The organism is Nonomuraea sp. NPDC059007 (assembly GCF_042740555.1).
Lineage (GTDB): Bacteria > Actinomycetota > Actinomycetes > Streptosporangiales > Streptosporangiaceae > Nonomuraea.
In genome coordinates this window covers 169,290-183,230 of record NZ_JBHYJD010000003.1, presented here as the reverse complement: position 1 = coordinate 183,230, position 13,941 = coordinate 169,290, and the positions used below count along the sequence as shown (strand labels likewise).

General features: G+C 68.7%; 12 protein-coding genes. 4 read left to right on the top strand and 8 right to left on the bottom strand.

Annotated elements, in window-relative coordinates:
- Nucleotides 1-8: 8 nt before the first annotated feature.
- From ACFWY5_RS06205 to ACFWY5_RS06180, 6 genes are all read right to left on the bottom strand, one after another.
- Nucleotides 9-410 carry a hypothetical protein gene (locus ACFWY5_RS06205; RefSeq protein ID WP_379630689.1) on the bottom strand — a complete coding sequence of 134 codons (402 nt, stop codon included), beginning with the start codon at nt 408-410 and terminating at the stop codon, nt 9-11.
- A gap of 90 nt (nt 411-500) precedes the next feature.
- Nucleotides 501-1,286 carry an ABC transporter ATP-binding protein gene (locus tag ACFWY5_RS06200; protein WP_379612969.1) on the bottom strand — a complete coding sequence of 262 codons (786 nt, stop codon included), beginning with the start codon at nt 1,284-1,286 and terminating at the stop codon, nt 501-503.
- Nucleotides 1,283-2,221 carry an ABC transporter ATP-binding protein gene (locus ACFWY5_RS06195; protein WP_379612968.1) on the bottom strand — a complete coding sequence of 313 codons (939 nt, stop codon included), beginning with the start codon at nt 2,219-2,221 and terminating at the stop codon, nt 1,283-1,285. Before ACFWY5_RS06195 ends, ACFWY5_RS06200 begins: the two co-directional genes overlap by 4 nt.
- Nucleotides 2,211-3,197 (bottom strand): branched-chain amino acid ABC transporter permease, encoded by a 987-nt coding sequence (locus ACFWY5_RS06190; protein ID WP_379612967.1) that lies wholly within the window; start codon nt 3,195-3,197, stop codon nt 2,211-2,213. Before ACFWY5_RS06190 ends, ACFWY5_RS06195 begins: the two co-directional genes overlap by 11 nt.
- An 11-nt stretch (nt 3,198-3,208) precedes the next feature.
- Nucleotides 3,209-4,510, bottom strand: a complete 1,302-nt coding sequence (locus ACFWY5_RS06185) for a branched-chain amino acid ABC transporter permease (protein ID WP_379612966.1) — start codon at nt 4,508-4,510, stop codon at nt 3,209-3,211.
- 485 nt (nt 4,511-4,995) lie between these two features.
- Nucleotides 4,996-5,340: a PaaI family thioesterase gene (locus ACFWY5_RS06180; protein ID WP_379630820.1), complete on the bottom strand. Its 345-nt coding sequence runs from the start codon at nt 5,338-5,340 to the stop codon at nt 4,996-4,998.
- A gap of 122 nt (nt 5,341-5,462) precedes the next feature.
- Here ACFWY5_RS06180 and polA point away from each other — a divergent pair, with 122 nt between their 5' ends.
- The 3 genes from polA (at nt 5,463) to rpsA (ending at nt 11,217) form a co-directional block, all read left to right on the top strand.
- The gene (gene polA / locus ACFWY5_RS06175; protein WP_379612965.1) at nt 5,463-8,153 is read left to right on the top strand and encodes a DNA polymerase I; all 2,691 of its coding nucleotides are present in this window, start codon (nt 5,463-5,465) and stop codon (nt 8,151-8,153) included.
- Nucleotides 8,154-8,359: 206 nt separating this feature from the next.
- Nucleotides 8,360-9,508 (top strand): polysaccharide deacetylase family protein, encoded by a 1,149-nt coding sequence (locus ACFWY5_RS06170; protein ID WP_379612964.1) that lies wholly within the window; start codon nt 8,360-8,362, stop codon nt 9,506-9,508.
- A 212-nt stretch (nt 9,509-9,720) separates the two neighbouring features.
- Nucleotides 9,721-11,217, top strand: a complete 1,497-nt coding sequence (gene rpsA, locus ACFWY5_RS06165) for a 30S ribosomal protein S1 (protein ID WP_184960885.1) — start codon at nt 9,721-9,723, stop codon at nt 11,215-11,217.
- 73 nt (nt 11,218-11,290) lie between these two features.
- Here the strand turns inward: rpsA and ACFWY5_RS06160 are convergent, their stop codons facing one another.
- A complete protein-coding gene (locus ACFWY5_RS06160; protein WP_379630688.1) occupies nt 11,291-11,758 on the bottom strand; it encodes a hypothetical protein in 468 nt (155 codons plus the stop codon).
- A gap of 93 nt (nt 11,759-11,851) precedes the next feature.
- Here ACFWY5_RS06160 and ACFWY5_RS06155 point away from each other — a divergent pair, with 93 nt between their 5' ends.
- Nucleotides 11,852-12,427, top strand: coding sequence for a dihydrofolate reductase family protein (locus tag ACFWY5_RS06155; protein WP_379612962.1), 576 nt, complete (start codon nt 11,852-11,854; stop codon nt 12,425-12,427).
- Between the two features lie 84 nt (nt 12,428-12,511).
- Here the strand turns inward: ACFWY5_RS06155 and ACFWY5_RS06150 are convergent, their stop codons facing one another.
- Nucleotides 12,512-13,723: a glycosyltransferase gene (locus ACFWY5_RS06150; protein WP_379630687.1), complete on the bottom strand. Its 1,212-nt coding sequence runs from the start codon at nt 13,721-13,723 to the stop codon at nt 12,512-12,514.
- Nucleotides 13,724-13,941: the final 218 nt, after the last annotated feature.

Sequence of the window (13,941 nt, the reverse complement as noted above, 5' to 3'; positions counted from 1 at the left end):
CTTCGCGTTCACCTGCCCTTGCAGCCCTCGACGATCCTGTCGGCGGCGGCCCGGTAGTCCTTCAGGAGCGCCACCTGGCGCTTCCTGGGGGTCTGGGCGCTGGACAGGCCTTTCGTGGCGTTCTCGACCTTCTCCGCCTCGTCCTGGAGCACCTGGGGGAGCCGGGGGCCGAACTCCTGGACCATGCCGCGCAGCTCGGCCAGCCGGCCCAGGACGGCGTTCTCGAAGTTCTGCTCGTCCTCCCTGCCCGCGGGCAGGAGCAGCAGCCCGGCGTAGCCGATGGAGGAGACGACGCGGGTGCAGGGGTCGTCGTCGGGGTCGCCGCCGGTGCTGTACTTGGCGCTTTCGCTCGCCGCCGCCTGCGTCTTCTGCGCGGGCGGGCTGTTCTGGCAGGCCACGAGCATGGGCATGAGGAGGGCGATAGCCGTAATGCGTCGCACCATGCTCATTTAACGCGGAGAAGGGGCCCCAAAGGGACCCCTTCGCGCGAAACAGCGTGTTTACGCCCGTGCCAGCGTGCCCAGGTAGAGCTCGATGACCTTCGGGTCGTTGGCCAGCTGGCGGCCGGTGCCGGTGTAGGCGTTGCGGCCCTGGTCGAGCACGTAGCCGCGGTGGCAGATCTGCAGGCAGCGCCGCGCGTTCTGCTCCACCATGATCACGGTCACGCCCGCCTTGTTGATCTGCTGGGCCTGGATGAAGACCAGGTCCTGCAGCTTCGGCGACAGGCCGGCCGACGGCTCGTCGAGCAGCAGCACCGACGGCTCGGTCATGAGCGCCCTGGCCATGGCCACCATCTGCCGCTCACCGCCCGACAGGGAGCCGGCGCGCTGCTTGCGCCGCTCCTTGAGGGCGGGGAACAGCTCGGTGACGAACTCGAAGCGCTCCTTGAACTTCGTGGGCGCCTGGTAGGCGCCCATCTCGAGGTTCTCCTCGATCGTCAGGCTGGGGAAGACGTTGTTGGTCTGCGGGACGTAGCCGACCCCGCGGGCGACCAGCTGGTGCGCCTTCATGTTCGTGATGTCCTCACCCTTGAGCACGACCGTGCCGCTGCGGATGTTGACCAGTCCGAACATGGCCTTGAGCAGCGTCGACTTTCCGGCGCCGTTGGGGCCGATGATGCCGATCAGCTCGCCCTCGCCGACGTACAGGTCGGAGCCGTTGAGGATGTTGACACCGGGCAGGTAGCCGGCGATGAGCTCGTCGCAGCGGAGCACGGCGTTCTCGGCCCCCGCCACGTGGGCGCTGCGGTCGGTGACGGCCGCCTTGGAATCCGGGGTGCTGCTCACTTGCCTGCCTCCTCCTCGGCCTCGGCCTCGAGCGCGGCCTCGGCCTCCTGGAGCTGCTCTTCCAGCTCCTCCTCGGACAGCGGCGCGTCGTGGTGGGCGCCCAGATAGGCGTCGATCACCCGGGCGTCGGACATGATCGTGTCCGGCGGCCCCTCCGCGATCACGGTGCCCTGGGCCATCACGATCACCCAGTCGCTGATGTCGCGGACCATGTCCATGTCGTGCTCGACGAACAGCACGGTCATGCCCTGCTCGCGCAGGTCCTTGACGTGGCCCAGCAGCGACTGCGTCAGCGCCGGGTTGACGCCGGCCATCGGCTCGTCGAGCATGACCAGCTCCGGGCTGACCATGAGCGCGCGGGCCATCTCCAGCAGCTTGCGCTGACCGCCGGACAGGGAACCCGCGAAGTCCTCGCGCTTGGCGTCCAGCTTGAAGCGCGCGAGCAGTTCGTCGGCGCGCGCGGTGATCTCGTCCTCCTGGGCGCGCCAGGAGGACGGCACCAGCGCGCGGAAGAAGCTCTCGCCCTTCTGGTTCTGGGCGCCGAGGCGCATGTTCTCGATGACCGTCAGCTTCGACAGCGCCTTGGTCAGCTGGAACGTGCGGACCATGCCGGAGCGCGCGACCTTGTGGGCCGCGACGCCGTTCATCCTGGTGCCGTTGAACGTCCACTCGCCGGCGTCGGCGGTGTCGAAGCCGGTCAGCTGGTTGAAGAACGTGGTCTTGCCGGCGCCGTTCGGGCCGATCAGCGCGGTGATGGAACCGCGCTGGATCTCCACGTGCTTGACGTCGACGGCGGTGAGGCCGCCGAAGCGGCGCACGACGTTGTCGACGACCAGGATCGGGTCGGGCTTGGTGACGCCGGGCTCGCGCTGCAGGTCCTTGAAAGCGGCCAGCGCGGCGGCCTTGCTGTCAGTGGGCTTGGTTTCAGCGTGCATCGAGTGCGATCTCCCTCTTATCGCCGAAGATACCCTGCGGACGGAAGACCAGCAGCAGGACCAGGCCGAGACCGACCAGCATGAAGCGGAAGGCGCCGATCTGGTTGACCGACATCCACGTGATGTACTGCGCCTCGATCAGTTCGTTGAGCAGGTTGCCGATGAAGACGAGCAGCACCCAGAAGATGATCGAGCCGACGACCGGGCCGAAGACGCGGGCCGCGCCGCCGAGGATGACGATCGTGTAGGCGTAGAAGGTCAGCTCGGTCGAGAACGCGTCCGGCTGCACCGAGGCGTAACCCAGCGCGTAGATGTAGCCGCCGAAGCTGCCGATGAGGCCGCCGAGGATCAGCGACTGCATCTTGTACGAGAACACGTTCTTGCCCAGCGCGCGCACGGCCTCCTCGTCCTCGCGGATGGCCTTGAGCACGCGGCCCCACGGGCTCTTCATGAGCATGTAGATCACCAGGCACGACAGGGCGACGAGGATCCAGCCGATGAGCAGGACCCAGGTGACGCGCTCGTTGAAGGTGAAGGGGCCGATGCCGTACTCACCCCTGGAGAAGGGGTTCATCGCGAAGAAGCCCTCGGAGAACCCGTAGCGGCCGTCGGAGCCGCCGAAGTAGTCCTTGAAGGTGACCGAGCGGAAGATCAGGCGGACGATCTCGGCCGCCGCGATCGTGACGATGGCGAGGTAGTCGGCGCGCAGCCGCAGCGTCGGGATGCCGAGCAGCAGGGCGAGCAGGATGACCGAGACGAGGCCGACGCCGATGCCCACCCAGAACGGCAGGCCGATCGTGACCACGGTGACGGCCAGGCCGTACGCCGCGACGCCGAGGAAGGCCGCCTGGCCGAAGTTGAGCAGGCCGGTGTACCCGAAGTGCAGGTTGATGCCGATCGCGGCCAGCATGTAGAAGACCGTCTCGACGCCCACCGCCGCCTCGACGGTGGTCACCATGATGTTGAACCAGTCCATGATTCCCCCCGTCAGCCGATCCGCTCGCGGCGGCCGAGGATGCCCTGCGGCCGGAAGAGCAGGACGATGATGAGTACGGCCAGCGCGCCCACACTCTTGAGCTCAGGAGAGATCCAGAGGGTGGACAGCTGGATGAACAGGCCCACGATGAGGGAGCCGACCAGCGCGCCGAACGCGGTGCCGAGGCCGCCCAGCGTGACTCCGGCGAAGATGAGCAGCAGGATGTCCTGGCCCATCGTGAACTTCACGGTCTGCGACAGGCCGAGCAGGATGCCGGCCAGCGCCGCGATGGCGCCGCCCGCGGTCCAGATGACGCGGATGACCCGGTCGACGTTGATGCCCGATGAGGCGGCGAGCGCCGGGTTGTCGGCGACGGCCCGCGCGGCCTTGCCGGTGCGGGTCTTGAGCAGCGCGATGCCGACGATGACGAGCACGGCCAGTTCGATGGCCATCATGATGAAGTTCTTGGGCGCCGCGGTGATCGGGCCGACGCTGATGCCCGCCTGGGCGTTGAACTCGGTGTACGGCTCGCTGTCACCGCCGTGCAGGAACAGGAAGAGGAAGCGCAGGAACATCGCCACGCCGATGGAGATGATCATCATGGCGATGACGCCGGTGCCCCGCCTGCGCAGCTGCCCCCAGAAGAAGCGGTCCTGGAGGTAGCCGAAGGCGCCGCCGACCAGCACCGCGATGATCGCGGACGGGATGACGCCCAGGCCGAAGCCGACGTTGAAGAGGTAGGCGATCAGCGCTCCGAACGTCACCAGCTCGCCATGGGCGAAGTTGGTGAGCTTGGTGGTGCCGAAGATGAGCGACAGGCCCATCGCGGCGAGGGCGATGATCAGGCCGAGGTTGAAGCCCTCGAAGGTGAGCTGCGCGGCCCGCGTCCAGAAACTGCTGTCGCTGGTGTCGGTGGGAGCCGGGGCTCCGGGAGTCTGCTCGCCGCCGGCCTTGGGAACCAGGGCGAACAGGACGGTGGAGCAGTTGTCCTTATAAACCGTCGGGGTGCGGACGTTGTTGCCGCCGCGAACCTCAGCGGTCTGAGGGAGCGAGCTGACATCCAGGGTGACCTTGTACTTCCCTGGTTTGTCGACCTGGACGTCCCATGTGCCTTGGGCGTTACTGGCGACCTCCTTGACGGGTTTTCCGTCTTCGGTGGTCACGACGATTTTCGCGCCGTTCACTGGCTGGCCTTGGAGTTTGAGTGTGCCCTTCACTCCCTGACAGTCGGCAGGACCCGCGGACGCGGGGCTGGCGAGCAGGAAGATCAGTCCACCCAGGAAGGCCGTGAACGCGATCACGGCTCTGCGCAATGGTGCTCCCTCTATTAGGTCAAGGCGGGGCTTGGGTTGTACCCCTCCATCTCGACACGCGGGCATCGCAGGCACAACTGGGATGCTGTGGCGGGAGCCTATTCCGGCGACGTCCGGTTCCGAACCGTTCGTCACCAATTAGTGATGCGGGTGTGTCGGTGATGTGAGCAAATAAGAAGGCAGGTCAGGGGCTAAATCGAGGTATACCCCTGGCACGGGCGCGGAGCCGTACTAAAACGAGACCATAACGATCGGTCGGAAAGCGCTGCACAGGCGGGCGATGTATGCATCAAGCCCGCAAAGGTGGGATGACCCGCTTATTGAGCGGGTAAAAAAGAGCGAGCCCGGGGGTGACCTTTGGGACCGTGTCCGGCTTCCCCGGCCCGACACGTTATCTACTCGGCCTCCCCGCGGGCTCTGTCCGGTCAACCGTAGCGACCCACGGGGGCCGTGTGCAAAGGGTGAGCCGAACTGCCTTCGCCGTCTCAGGCGTCACGCAGCATGCACGTGAGGCGCGAGGTGCACACGCGCCGGCCCTCCTCGTCGGCGATCTCGATCTCGAACGTGGCCAGCGAGCGGCCGCCGTGAATACGCGTCGCCACGCCCGTGACGTGCCCGGACGTCGCGGCCCTGTGATGCGTGGCGTTGATCTCGATGCCGACGGCGATCCGGCCCTCGCCCGCGTGGATCGCCGAGCCGATCGAGCCCAGGGTCTCCGCCAGCACGACCGACGCGCCGCCGTGCAGCAGCCCGTACGGCTGCGTGTTGCCCTCGACCGGCATGCGGCCCACCACGCGCTCCGCACTGGCCTCGACGATCTCTATGCCCATGCGCTCGGCGAGCGTGCCGCGGTGAAGGGAGTCGATGGTGACCCGGTCTATCTGCGTCAAGGAGGAGCCTCCAGTCTTCCGAGCTCAGGTTTTCTGTCGCACATGGAGACTAGGCTTCTGGTGTGCCGAAGAGTGAAGTGACCCCCAACCGCCCATGCCTGTTGCTCCTTGACGGGCATTCGCTGGCCTATCGCGCGTTCTACGCGCTCAAGGACGCCAACCTCATGACCACCGACGGTCAGCACACCGAGGCGGTCTACGGGTTCACCTCGATGCTGACCAACATCCTGCGCGATGAGCAGCCGACCCACGTGGCGGTGGCCTTCGACCGGTCGGAGCCCACGTTCCGGCACGAGGAGTACTCCGAGTACAAGGCCAACCGCAGCGAGACGCCGGAAGACTTCAAGGGCCAGATGCAGCTCATCTTCGAGCTGCTCGACACCCTGCGCGTGCCGCGGCTGTCCAAGGCCGGCTTCGAGGCCGACGACCTCATCGCCACCCTGGCCACCCGCGCGTCCGGCGAGGGCATGGACGTGCTGATCGTCACCGGCGACCGCGACGCGCTGCAGCTCGTCGACGAGCGGGTGACCGTGCTCATGACCCGCCGCGGCATCAGCGACATGACGCGCTTCACGCCGGAGGCGGTCTTCGAGAAGTACGAGCTGACGCCCCGGCAGTATCCCGACTTCGCCGCGCTACGCGGCGACCCGAGCGACAACCTGCTGAGCATCCCCGGCGTGGGCGAGAAGACCGCCGCCAAGTGGGTGCGCGAGTTCGGCTCGCTGACCGAGCTGGTCGACCGGGTCGACGAGGTCAAGGGCAAGGTCGGCGACAAGCTGCGCGAGCACGTCGCCCAGGTGCTGATGAACCGCAGGCTCACCGAGCTGCTGCGCGACGTGCCGGTGGAGGCCGAGGTCGCCGAGCTCACCCAGGGCGTCTGGGACCGCGAGGAGATCAACAAGCTCTTCGACACCCTGCAGATCCGCGGCGAGCTGCGCGAGCGTGTGTTCAAGGTGCTCGGCAGCGGCGAGGAGGAGCCTGAGCAGGGCTTCGAGGTCGAGACGATCATCCTCGGCCCCGACCGCGTGGCCGGCTGGCTGGAGGCGATGCCCGCGGGCCGCGCCGGCCTGGCGTTCAAGGGCGCCTACGGCAGCGGCACCGGCCGCATCGACGGCATCGCGATCGCCTCGCCCGACGGCACCGCCGCCCACATCGACCCGACCAAGCTCACCGAGGCCGACTTCGCCGCGCTCGGCGCCTGGCTGGCCGCCGACGACCGGCCCAAGGCCGTCCACGACGCCAAGGGGCCGCTGCTGGCCCTGTGGACGCAGGGGCTCGACCTGCGCGGCCTCAGCGCCGACACCGCGCTCGCCGCCTACCTCGCCATGCCGGGCCAGCGCACCTTCGCCCTCGAAGACCTCGCCCGCCGCTACCTCCACCGCGACCTCAAGGTCGAGGAGGAGTCGGGCGGGCAGGCGGCGCTGTTCGGCGACGACGAGGACGCCCCGGCCAAGGACCTCGCGCTGCGCGCCCACGCGGTGCGCGAGCTGGCCGACTCGCTCGAGGCGTTCCTGTCCCAGCGCGGCGGCACCCAGTTGCTGGCCGACGTGGAGCTGCCGCTGGTGCGGGTGCTGGCCGAGCTGGAGCGGGCCGGCATCGCGGTCGACCGCGACTACCTCACCGGCATGGAGGCGCAGTTCGCCGCCGCGGTCAAGCAGGCCGTCGAGGAGGCGCACCGGGTGGTGGGCGAGCAGTTCAACCTCGGCTCGCCCAAGCAGCTGCAGGAGATCTTCTTCAACCAGCTCAACCTGCCCAAGACCAAGCGCACCAAGACCGGCTACTCCACCGACGCCGACCAGCTGGCGTGGCTGGCCACGCAGACCGACCACGAGCTGCCGGTCATCATGCTGCGCCACCGCGACCAGCAGAAGCTCCGCCAGACCGTCGAGGGCCTGATCAAGGAGATCGCCGACGACGGCCGCATCCACACCACGTTCAACCAGATCATCGCGGCCACGGGCCGGCTGTCGTCGGAGAAGCCCAACCTGCAGAACATCCCGATCCGCACCGCCGAGGGCCGCCGCATCCGGCAGGGCTTCACGGTCGGCGAGGGCTTCGAGACGCTGCTGACCGCCGACTACAGCCAGATCGAGCTGCGCATCATGGCGCACCTGTCGGGCGACGAGTCGCTGATCGCCGCGTTCGAGTCGGGCCACGACTTCCACGCCGCCACCGCCTCGCGGGTGTTCGACCTGCCGCCGGAGCAGGTCGACGGCGAGCTGCGCGCGCGCATCAAGGCGATGAACTACGGCCTGGCCTACGGCCTGTCCGACTTCGGTCTCGCCGGGCAGCTCAACATCCCGGTGGCCGAGGCGCGGGCGCTGAAGGAGGAGTACTTCGAGGAGTTCGGCGGCGTGCGCGACTTCCTCAACGCCATCGTCTCCCAGGCCCGCACCGACGGCTACACCGAGACGATCATGGGCCGCCGCCGCTATCTGCCCGACCTGACCAGCGACAACCGCCAGCGCCGCGAGATGGCCGAGCGCATGGCGCTCAACGCGCCCATCCAGGGCTCGGCGGCCGACATCATCAAGGTCGCGATGCTCAACGTGCGCCAGGCGCTGGGCGAGGAGGGGCTGCGCTCGCGGATGCTGCTGCAGGTCCACGACGAGCTCGTGTTCGAGGCGGCGCCGGGCGAGCTGGAGCGGCTGCGGCAGCTCGTGACCGACCAGATGAACGCCGCCTACCAGCTGCGGGTGCCGCTGGAGGTCTCGGTGGGCGTGGGGCGTACGTGGGAGGACGCGGGGCACTGATCTCCGCTCGGCACGGCGGGTCCGCTTCCGGGCCCGCCGTCGCCTTTTCCCGCCATCCGGTACGGCCCGCCGCGCCGCATTCCGGACATCTGTGATGTTGCACTGTGATGCGTGACATGGTCGGACACGGTGTGCCGTGGGCCTTCTGCGGAGGGCTTCTCGACTACCCTGGACCTTTGAAATCCCCCGACCGGTACGGGAGTTCTGTGCGGCCCTCACTGTCATCCACGCGTGTCATCGGTGCGGCGAACGTCGCGGTCATCCTCGTCGCGGTCGTCGCGCTGATGATCATGCCGGGCGACGATCCGGCGGCCCACGCGCCGCCGGAGGCGGTCAAGGTGGGGCAGACACAGCCGGCGCCCTCCTCGGGTCAGCCGTCCTCGCCGGTCCCGTCCGCGCAGCCGTCCGAGCCCGCCCCGATGCCCACGGCGAGTCAGCCGCCGGCGGTGGTCGCCACGCCGGAGTTCGCCAGGCAGGTGAAGGCCAACGAGGCCGGGCTGGTGCCGATCATCATGTACCACCGCATCATCAAGAAGCGGATGGCCTCGATCGACCGCACCCCCGCCCAGTTGCGGCAGGAGCTGGAGAAGCTGGCCAAGCAGGGCTACGTGCCCATCACCGCGGCCGAGTTCGCCGCCGGGCGCGTCCAGGTACCGGCCGGCAAGTTCCCCGTCGTGCTGACCTTCGACGACGGGCATCCGAGCCACTTCGCCCTGGACGACCAGGGGCGGCCCGCGAAGAACACCGCCGTCGCCATCATCTACGACGTCTTCCGCAAATACCCGTCCTTCCGGCCTGTCGCGACCTTCTGGGTCAATCACTACCCGTTCGGGCTGCAGAAGGAGGAACAGCAGGCCTCGGCCGTGCAGTGGCTGCACAAGCAGGGCTTCGAGGTGGCCAACCACACCTGGGCGCACCCCAACCTGCGGGCGATGGGCACCAAGAAGGTGCGCGAGCAGATCGCGCGGCTGGAGCGCATGCTGAAGAAGCTCGGGGTGCCGCCGTCCACGACGATGGCGCTGCCGTTCGGGAGCATGCCGCACAAGAAGAAGGCGGCCCGCAAGGGGGAGTGGGGCGGCGTGCCGTACGACTTCGACGCGGTCTTCCTGGCGGGGGCCGAGCCGTCGCTGTCGCCCTTCGCCAAGGGGTACGATCCTGGTGCCGTTCAGCGGATCCAGAGCAACGGCAAGAAGGGCGAATGCCGTAAGTGGTGCTCGCAGTACTGGCTGGAATGGCTGCAGAAGCACCCGGGGTGGCGCTATGTCTCCGACGGCGACCCCGACCGCGTCTCGGTACCGAAGAAGCTGCAGGGTAATATCGCGCCGAAGCGGAGAGACCAGGTCAACGCCTATTAGGCGCGCTGGTTCCCGAAGGTCATCGCCGTCTCGGATTGACCCCTGCCGCTAGGTCTCATATGCTGATCGCTGCGCTGTGGGCTCGCGCGCGCCTCAGACGGAGCGGGCTCGCGCTCGGTCACGTCGATGTCGTAATCCTCGGCTTGATGCGGAAGAGGGCCTGCCGCGCGCCGCCACATCGATATCTGTCCGCGTTCGGAGCAATTCCACACATGACGTCCAGCACTGAGGCCACCTCGAGCACCCCGCAGGTAGCGGTCAACGACATCGGGTCCGAGGAAGCCTTCCTCGCAGCGATCGACGAGACCATCAAGTACTTCAACGACGGCGACATCGTCGAGGGCACCGTCGTCAAGGTCGATCGAGACGAGGTTCTTCTCGACATCGGCTACAAGACCGAGGGTGTCATTCCCTCGCGAGAGCTCTCGATCAAGCACGATGTCGACCCCGCGGACGTCGTGGAAGTCGGCGAACACGTAGAGGCCCTGGTTCTCCAGAAGGAGGACAAGGAGGGTCGCCTGATCCTGTCCAAGAAGCGTGCGCAGTACGAGCGCGCCTGGGGCACGATCGAGAAGATCAAGGACGAGGACGGCATCGTCACCGGCACCGTCATCGAGGTCGTCAAGGGTGGTCTCATCCTCGACATCGGCCTCCGTGGCTTCCTCCCGGCCTCCCTGGTCGAGATGCGCCGGGTCCGTGACCTCCAGCCTTACGTCGGCCGCGAGCTCGAAGCGAAGATCATCGAGCTCGACAAGAACCGCAACAACGTGGTTCTGTCGCGTCGCGCCTGGCTTGAGCAGACGCAGTCCGAGGTCCGCCAGACCTTCCTCAACACCCTCCAGAAGGGCCAGGTCCGCAAGGGCGTCGTGTCCTCGATCGTCAACTTCGGTGCCTTCGTGGACCTGGGTGGCGTCGACGGTCTCGTCCACGTGTCGGAGCTGTCCTGGAAGCACATCGACCACCCGTCCGAGGTTGTCGAGGTCGGCCAGGAGGTCACTGTCGAGGTCCTCGACGTCGACATGGAGCGCGAGCGCGTCAGCCTCTCGCTCAAGGCGACGCAGGAAGACCCGTGGCAGCAGTTCGCCCGCACCCACCAGATCGGCCAGGTCGTTCCCGGCCGGGTCACCAAGCTGGTGCCGTTCGGCGCGTTCGTGCGGGTCGAGGAGGGCATCGAGGGCCTGGTCCACATCTCCGAGCTGGCCGAGCGCCACGTGGAGATTCCGGAGCAGGTCGTCCAGGTCGGCGACGAGATCTTCGTCAAGATCATAGACATTGACCTCGACCGCCGCCGGATCAGCCTCTCGCTGAAGCAGGCGAACGAGGGTGTCGGCACCGAGGTCGAGTTCGACCCGACCCTCTACGGCATGGCCGCCACCTACGACGACCAGGGCAACTACATCTACCCCGAGGGCTTCGACCCCGAGACGGGTGAGTGGCTGGAGGGCTTCGACCGCCAGCGCGAGGAGTGGGAGCGGCAGTACGCCGAGGCCCAGACTCGCTTCGAGGCCCACAAGAAGCAGATCGAAGAGGCCCGCAAGGCCGAGGCGGAGGCCGGCGAGGCCGCTCCTTCGTCCTACAGCGGTGAGACGCCGGCTCCGGCCAGCTCCTCCTCCTCGACCTCTTCTTCCTCCGCTCCGGCCAGCGGCGCCCTGGCCTCCGACGAAGCTCTCGCGGCTCTGCGCGAGAAGCTCGCCGGCGGACAGAGCTAACCGGCTCGGCAAGCGCGAACCGATCAAGCCCCGCACCCTCGTGGTGCGGGGCTTGACCCGTGTCCGGGGCCGGTCAGCCCGGCGAGGTCCGGGTGTAGGTGAGGCTGAAGTCGTGGGACCAGTCCGCGCCGTCCTTGGAGAACTCCCAGGCCGCGGCGATCCTCCGGCCGTCCTCCTCGAAGGCGCCGGTGAAGCGCTGGTGGAAGGCGGGCGCGTCGCGCCAGACCCGCCAGACGCCGTCCGCGAGCGTCATCCGGTAGACCCGGTGCACGCCGCGGGCGTCGGAGTGCAGGTAGGAGAAGGCGCCGGTGGCGTCGTCCACGCCGATGAGGCAGACGGACGGCAGGGGAGAGTCCGACTGCCACTCCTGCGGGGCGTCGCCCTCGGCGGTGCCGTACGCGCGGAAGGCGAGAAACGCTCCGCCCTCGATCCACTCGAACACCGCGCGGCCGCCCGAGACGGTGTGGCCGCCGACATGGGCCTCGACGCTCCATTCACCCAACAGGGCGTCGAGAGGGACGAGGGCGGGGTTGCGTGCCATGGGGCTCTCCTCCGTGGTCAGGCCCTCCGGCGCCATCCGGTAGGGTCGTCGGCCGTGCGTCCTGCACTCCAAAGAGATCGAAGGAACGACCATATGCGCAAGCTCACCTACTACGTCGCCGCCACCCTGGACGGCTACATCGCCGAGCGCTCCGACGCCGACCCGTCGGGCGGGTTGTTCGCCATCGGGCAGGACTACGTCGAGTTCGTCATCGCGAACTACCCGGAGACGCTGCCGGTCAACGCCCGTCAGGCGCTCGGTGTCACGGACGCGGGTACGCGCTTCGACACGGTGGTGGAGGGGCGGCGCTCGTACCAGATCGGCCTGGACATGGGCATCAGCGACGCCTACCCGCACCTTCGCCACCTCGTCTTCTCCCGCAAGCTCGCCCAGAGCACCGACGTCGAGGTCGTCGCGAGCGACCCCGTGGAGCGGGTCAGGGAGCTGAAGGCCGAGGAGGGTCTCGGCATCTGGCTGGTCGGCGGCGCTGAGCTGGCGGGTGTGCTCTATGAGGAGATCGACGAGATCGTGGTCAAGGTCAGCCCGGTCACGGCCGGTGCTGGGGTGCCGCTGTTCGCGGGGCGGAGCGAGGCCGAGGCGCGCCGGTTCACGCTGACCGATCACGTGATCCTGGACAGCGGCGTGGCCGTCATGACCTACTCCGCCTGAGCTCGTCGGGTGATGCCCGGTTCCTCCGGGTTGCTGTGGCGCACGCCCTCGCGCCTACCCGCAAACCAGCCCAGAACACGCCGGTCAGCACCCCGAGGCCTCAAGCCGGACGATCCGTCCGCTGATCACCTGCGCGTAGACCGCCTCGGTGCGCTCGGCGACGCGCGGCCAGCTGTAGCGGCGGCGGGCCCGGCGGGCTCCCGCGGCGCCGAGCTCCTCGCGCCGCTGCGGTGAGTCCAGCAGCTCACGCAGCGCTCTGGCCAGCGCCCGCGGCCGGCGCGGCGGCACCAGCGGGCCCCAGCCGGCGACCGTGTCGAGATGTCCGCCGACGGCCGAGGCCACCACGGGCACGCCGCACGCCATCGCCTCGATCGGGACGATCCCGAACGGCTCGTACCACGGCACCGACACCACCACGTCGGCCGAGCGCATCAGACCCGGCACGTCCGGCCGGGCCACGCTGCCGATCAGCCGTACCCGCCCGGCCAGGCCGTGCATGGCGGCGAGGCCGCGCAACCGGGCCGGCTCCCCGTCCTCCGGGACGCCGCCCGCGATCAGCAGTTCCACGCCGGGCAGCCGGCGTAGCGCCTGGACGACGGTGTCGGCGCCCTTGCGCGGCACCAGCCGGGCGATGCAGAGGACCCGGCCGCCGGTACGCGGGCCGTACCACCAGCGGCTCGCCTCCAGGGGATCGGGCGGCGCGGGATGAAAGCGTTCGAGATCGACACCGCACGGCACGACCGAGACCCGCTCGGACGGCACGCCCATCGCGGCCAGTTCGCGCACCTCGTCGCCGCAGGTGGCCACGATCGCGTCGGCGCGTCGCCCGATCTCGCGCTCGGCGTCCACGCGGTGCGGCGGGCTGGTGTCGGCCGCGCCCTGCCAGCGCCGCTTCACGGTGCCGAGCGCGTGGTAGGTCAGCACCACGGGGACGTCCGCCGCCGCCGCGAGCGCCGCCTGCCCGCTCATCCAGAAGTGCGCGTGGATCACGTCCGGCCGCTCGCGCCGCCAGCGCTCGCGCAGGATCCGCGCGAACTCCGGCATGTACGGCGCCAGCCCGTCCTTGGCCACCGGTTCAGGCGGCCCTGCCGGAACGTAGTCCACCGTGACGCCCGGCCCCATCGGCACCCGTTCCGCCTGGTGGGGTGAGGTGCGCCGGGTGTGGACGACGACCGTGTGCCCGCGCGCGGCCAGCGCCGAGGCCAGGGCGGCCACGTGAACGTTCTGCCCGCCGGCGTCCACTCCGCCGATCGCGGCCAGTGGGTCGGCATGCTCGGAGATCATGGCGATTCTCATGCGCTCGGCTCCTTTTCACCACGTGCTCGGCACATCCGTGCCCGGGGGCCTCGAAAGATCGCGGTAGCGCGCGCACGGCCGCGCCATGGCTGGGACGACTGGAGCGCCTCGCGGGCGCGGACCGTGGGTAAGGCTGGATCGTCCGGCGGGGAGTCGAACCCGGGACGTCTCATCTACTCTCCTCCCCGCCGGCTTCACCTTCGCTACCGAGAAACGCG

Excerpts from the sequence above, each read along its gene's own strand:
- ACFWY5_RS06205 (WP_379630689.1), bottom strand. The coding sequence starts at position 410 with ATGCCCATGCTCGTGGCCTGCCAGAACAGCCCGCCCGCGCAGAAGACG.
- ACFWY5_RS06195 (WP_379612968.1), bottom strand. The coding sequence starts at position 2,221 with ATGCACGCTGAAACCAAGCCCACTGACAGCAAGGCCGCCGCGCTGGCC.
- ACFWY5_RS06190 (WP_379612967.1), bottom strand. The coding sequence starts at position 3,197 with ATGGACTGGTTCAACATCATGGTGACCACCGTCGAGGCGGCGGTGGGC.
- ACFWY5_RS06180 (WP_379630820.1), bottom strand. The coding sequence starts at position 5,340 with ATGGGCATAGAGATCGTCGAGGCCAGTGCGGAGCGCGTGGTGGGCCGC.
- rpsA (WP_184960885.1), top strand. The coding sequence starts at position 9,721 with ATGACGTCCAGCACTGAGGCCACCTCGAGCACCCCGCAGGTAGCGGTC.
- ACFWY5_RS06160 (WP_379630688.1), bottom strand. The coding sequence starts at position 11,758 with ATGGCACGCAACCCCGCCCTCGTCCCTCTCGACGCCCTGTTGGGTGAA.
- ACFWY5_RS06155 (WP_379612962.1), top strand. The coding sequence starts at position 11,852 with ATGCGCAAGCTCACCTACTACGTCGCCGCCACCCTGGACGGCTACATC.
- ACFWY5_RS06150 (WP_379630687.1), bottom strand. The coding sequence starts at position 13,723 with ATGAGAATCGCCATGATCTCCGAGCATGCCGACCCACTGGCCGCGATC.